This is a genomic window from Enterobacter cloacae complex sp. SHL021 (assembly GCF_049237765.1).
In the GTDB taxonomy this organism is placed as follows: Bacteria; Pseudomonadota; Gammaproteobacteria; order Enterobacterales; family Enterobacteriaceae; genus Enterobacter; species Enterobacter cloacae.
Map to the genome: position 1 here is coordinate 1 of NZ_JBMKJG010000051.1, position 4,274 is coordinate 4,274.

Consider the following 4,274-nt stretch of genomic DNA (forward strand, 5'->3'; position numbering starts at 1 on the left):
GCTGCGCTTTCGATTGCTGCTCTAAGTCCTTCGCCAGCGTTAAAAGACTGCTCATAGATGGCTCCCTTCAGTCGGATGTTTCGCCCCCCGTCCGGGTCGGCAATGCTGATACTGCTTTTCGTGGTGCGCACCACCTCAAAACCTGACCGTTCCAGCGCCTCAGTGACGTCCTGACGGTTTTTCAGCTCCCCGGACGAAGCAAGGGTCAGCAGTCCGCGGGTGATGGCTTCTGCGGCCTCCTGCTTCGTTTTCGGCAGTCCGGACGGCGTGACCAGCGCCCGGCGGTTTTCCGGTGCGTTCGGGTCGTGCAGCTCCAGTCTGCCGTTCACGATGGTCTGCCATGCATCGATACGCAGCCGGTCGGCGCGGTCGTAGTACGGCTGGAGCCGCCTGCCGGTCAGCAGCTCGGTATTGGGGATCAGAAAGTTCAGCTCCAGACGCCCCTTGTCCTCGTGCTCCACCCACAGAATGCTGTACTGATCTTTATCAAGTCCGGGCATCAGAACCCGCTCGAAGCTGGCCATCAGTTTTTCCCGCTGGCCGGGAGGCAGATCGGCCTCCGCAAACGACAGGACGCCGGAGGTGTATTTCTTTACGTAAGGCGACGCGTCAATCAGCTCCCGGACTTCTTCCGGCTTCCCCTGCAGGACGCTGGCGCCTTCACGTTGCCGGTCTTTACCCAGCAGATAGTCCACCGGCCCGGCGCCACCGCCGCGACCGCGTGGATGAAATTTAACGATCATCGTCCGTTCCTTTCTCAAGAACGGCGTGCCGCAGCCGCTCAAGCCCGGCATCGATGGACATCAGCGCCGCCACAATCTGTACCCTGTCATGGCCGGTGCCGCCGCCGGCGTTAACACGGCGGGCTATCTGGTTCAGGTTATTGCCCATGCCGGCAAGCTGGCGCAGCAGCGCCGGCGAGATTGAGGGGAGCTTTCCGGAACGTGCCGGCTTTTCGTCCAGGCAGGTCTGCCGCATCCACGCCGCCAGCTGCCTGCCGTCACAGCGCTCAAGCAGCCGCCGGTGCTCGTCCTCCGTCACCCACATGGTGAGCATCTTGTTCCGTTTCTCTGACAAACCGGCCTCCTGATAACGCCGGGACGGGCGGGAAAGCCTTTCCCGGTCGGCGCGGGGTTGGACAAGCCGCAGGCGCGTCAGGCTTTTGGCGGGTTTCGGGGCGCAGCCCTGAACCAGTCACGTAGCGCTAGCGGAGTGTATACTGGCTTAATATGTTACGGCGGAGTAACACTTTATGAAAGTGCGTCATGTAGCAGGAGAAAAAGGTGGCACCAGCGCGTCAGCAGAATATGTGATACAGGATATATTCCGCTTCCTCGCTCACTGACTCGCTACGCTCGGTCGTTCGGCTGCGGCGAGCGGAAATGGCTTACGAACGGGGCGGAAATTTCCTAGAAGATGCCAGGAAGAAACTTAACAGGGAAGCGAGAAGGCCACGGCGGAGCCGTTTTTCCATAGGCTCCGCCCCCCTGACAAGCATCACAGAATCTGACGCTCAAATCAGTGGTGGCGAAACCCGACAGGACTATAAAGATCCCAGGCGTTTCCCCCTGGTAGCTCCCTCGTGCGCTCTCCTGTTCCTGCCTTTCGGTTTACCGGTGTCATTCCGCTGTTATGGCCGCGTTTATCTCATTCCACGCCTGACACTCGGTTCCGGGAAGGCAGTTCGCTCCAAGCTGGACTGTATGCACGAACCCCCCGTTCAGTCCGACTGCTGCACCTCCTCCGGTAACTTTCAACTTGATTCCAACCCGGAAAGGCACGACAAAGCGCCACTGGCAGCAGCCATTGGTAACTGGGAATTAGTGGATTTAGATATCGAGAGTCTTGAAGTGGTGGCCTGACTACGGCTACACTGTAAGGACAGTATTTGGTATCTGCGCTCCACTTAAGCCAGTTACCTGGTTAAGCAGTTCCCCAACTGACTTAACCTTCGAAAAAACCGCCTCCCCAGGCGGTTTTTTTGTTTACAGAGCAAAAGACTACGCATTGCTCAAAGAAATCTCAAGAAGTTCTTCATCTTAGTGGAAAATCAACCACCACCTTTAGCCTTTACTTTTTACGGATAATTCCTAAAAATGTTTTTTTACATTAAGAAACAGGAAGTCACATGAGCTCAAAAAAAACACTGTTAAGCATAGCCCTACTAACCGCCTCGATTACCGCTTTATCAGGCTGTCAATCCAATGCCGATCAATATGCTGCTGACGTTTATGACGCAGGGCAACTGAATGCAAAACAGGAGACGAAAACTGTAAACATAATTTCTGTTTTGCCTGCGAAGGTTGCTGTTGATAACACTGCAAACAAACAAGCTGCACAAACCTTTGGGGCAATCCTTGGCGCTGTGGTTGGCGGTGTGGCTGGTCATAATGTCGGAAGTGGTAGCGGACTTGGCACAACAGCCGGAGCCGTTGGCGGTGGTGCCGTCGGTGCCGCAGCAGGAACATTAGTCAAAGATAAATCTATCGTTGAAGGTGTTTCTTTAACTTATAAAGAAGGGACAAAGGTATTTACATCAACTCAAGTAGGAAAACCATGTCAGTTTACTACTGGTTTAGCTGTTGTTATTTCCACAAAAAATAATGAAACAAGAATCCAACCAAACACAACATGCCCGGTAAAAAAATAAGATTCAAACGATGAAAAGAATCATTATACCCCTCATCCTTTCTTTTAGTGGAAGCAGCTTTGCAAACTCACTTCAAGAACAATTATCCGCAGTAGCTCAAGCTGAACAGCAGGGGAAGGCTGAAGAGCAAAGACTCATGGATATCCAGAGAGAAAAAATTGAGGAAAACAAACGGCTTGAGCAAAAAAGGAGAGAAAGAGCAAGAGCAGAAGCGAACAGGAGAGCAGCCATAGCTTCTGCAGAGAGAAAAGCTCACCGTGAAAGAATCGAAGCTGAGCTCAAAGCCGATAAAAATAGAGATCAGAAATATGAAGATGAACTAAGAAAGCTTGAAATCGAAAAACAAAAGTTAGCATTAGCCAGGGAAGAGGCAAGAGTTAAACGCGAAAATGAATTCATAGACCAAGAGTTAAAAAACAAGGCAGCCCAAACAGATGTAATTCAATCTCACGCCGACTCAAACAGAAATATTTCAGAAGGCGGGAAAGATTTAATGAAAAGCGAAGGGAAAGCCAGAGAAAAAGAAGCTGGAGGATGGTTTAACTAGCTTCATTTTTATAATTAAAGTTGATTTCAAGTTTAATTAACAACGGATGTAATTTACCATAACATCCGTTGGCCGTACCGCCCCGGACAGCTTCGCCGCGAACGGGGCGGCAGTCAGCCAAAAACAACAACAACCCACCCGGTAAACCACCCCGATCGCGACAGATAAATTTTACCCGACTGCATAGCCATGCAGCCAGATGCATGGCGTGTAAAGTCACACTAAAATCAGCGCGAACGCCTTAAAAACAGGTAAATGCTTCTCCAGCCAGTCCCACAGCCCGGCCGCCAGATACAGGCAGTTAAGTACAGCTTCAATGACGTTAAGCAATTTCATAATTCCCCCACAGGTATAGGCCGTGATCTTTTTGATCACGAACCTATTTAGCGGGAGAAGTAAAAGCCCCTCTTCGTGCGGGTTGTCAGCTGCCTGGATGGTTTAAAGTGTCGGCCCGCGGTAGGTTTTCTGCGGCTGGCGCTCCAGCTCCAGTGTTTTCTGATACTCACTCTCCCTCTGCCGGAACTCGGTGGCATTCAGTTCCCGGACAAGCGGCGCAGCTGCTCGCTTAAACTCAGCACCTGCGTGCTCAAGTCCGACACGCGCTCGTTCAGCACCGCGTTCTCCCGTTGCATAAGCCCACACATGCTCCGCCATTCCGCGAAGGCGCTCTCCCATTCGTCCAGCCTTTGCGAGTAGTCCTGCTGTAGCTGCTCTAATGCGCTCAGCAACTGCTTTTCCAGCTCTGTCATCTTCCGCTACTCCTGTTTCAGGCGGATCCATGTCGTCCCGTCGTAAGGGATGGCTTCGGTTTGCATCCCCGGCGGCAGGATAAGAAACCTCCGGCCGTCGCTGCTCTCCTGATAGCGCACTCCCCACGTCCGGGCGGTCATTTTCGCCAGGGTATCTTCCTGCTGACGAAGATGCGTGTAATTGTCGGTTATCTGCTGCCCCTGCCACCACAGAATGCTCCCGCTCGTGCCGATCAGCAGCGCTGACACCATCAGGATGGTGAGCCATGTCCGCCCGGCAGTCCGCAGTACGCTCCGCCGGTTTTTCTCCATCGCCTCGCTCATACTC

General features: G+C 52.9%; 7 protein-coding genes and 1 pseudogene. 3 read left to right on the top strand and 5 right to left on the bottom strand.

The genetic code is table 11. The features are described 5' to 3' along the window. The 3 genes and pseudogenes from ACOTZF_RS25025 to ACOTZF_RS25035 form a co-directional block, all read right to left on the bottom strand. Window positions 1–55, bottom strand: a 55-nt coding sequence (locus tag ACOTZF_RS25025; protein WP_369879815.1) for an MbeB family mobilization protein, incomplete at its 3' end; no start/stop codon positions are given. 7 nt (window positions 56–62) lie between these two features. Further along, window positions 63–794, bottom strand: a pseudogene (gene mbeA / locus ACOTZF_RS25030) (plasmid mobilization relaxase MbeA); the annotation flags it as partial. Next, window positions 733–1,077, bottom strand: coding sequence for a MobC family plasmid mobilization relaxosome protein (locus ACOTZF_RS25035; protein WP_053259016.1), 345 nt, complete (start codon window positions 1,075–1,077; stop codon window positions 733–735). The gene ACOTZF_RS25035 and the pseudogene mbeA, both read right to left, overlap by 62 nt. Window positions 1,078–1,703: 626 nt before the next feature. Here ACOTZF_RS25035 and ACOTZF_RS25040 point away from each other — a divergent pair. From ACOTZF_RS25040 to ACOTZF_RS25050, 3 genes are all read left to right on the top strand, one after another. Further along, window positions 1,704–1,862 (top strand): replication initiation protein, encoded by a 159-nt coding sequence (locus ACOTZF_RS25040; RefSeq protein WP_079975676.1) that lies wholly within the window; start codon window positions 1,704–1,706, stop codon window positions 1,860–1,862. Window positions 1,863–2,128: 266 nt separating this feature from the next. Next, window positions 2,129–2,650, top strand: a complete 522-nt coding sequence (locus tag ACOTZF_RS25045) for a glycine zipper 2TM domain-containing protein (RefSeq protein WP_053259012.1) — start codon at window positions 2,129–2,131, stop codon at window positions 2,648–2,650. A gap of 10 nt (window positions 2,651–2,660) precedes the next feature. Further along, window positions 2,661–3,197, top strand: coding sequence for a DUF5384 family protein (locus ACOTZF_RS25050; protein ID WP_053259013.1), 537 nt, complete (start codon window positions 2,661–2,663; stop codon window positions 3,195–3,197). A gap of 533 nt (window positions 3,198–3,730) precedes the next feature. On the opposite strand, the gene ACOTZF_RS25055 is transcribed toward ACOTZF_RS25050, so the two are convergent. Together ACOTZF_RS25055 and ACOTZF_RS25060 are read right to left on the bottom strand one after the other, a co-directional pair. Then, window positions 3,731–3,946 carry an MbeD family mobilization/exclusion protein gene (locus ACOTZF_RS25055; protein WP_000137422.1) on the bottom strand — a complete coding sequence of 72 codons (216 nt, stop codon included), beginning with the start codon at window positions 3,944–3,946 and terminating at the stop codon, window positions 3,731–3,733. A 6-nt stretch (window positions 3,947–3,952) separates the two neighbouring features. Next, window positions 3,953–4,274, bottom strand: a 322-nt coding sequence (locus tag ACOTZF_RS25060; RefSeq protein ID WP_411660965.1) for a mobilization protein, incomplete at its 5' end; no start/stop codon positions are given.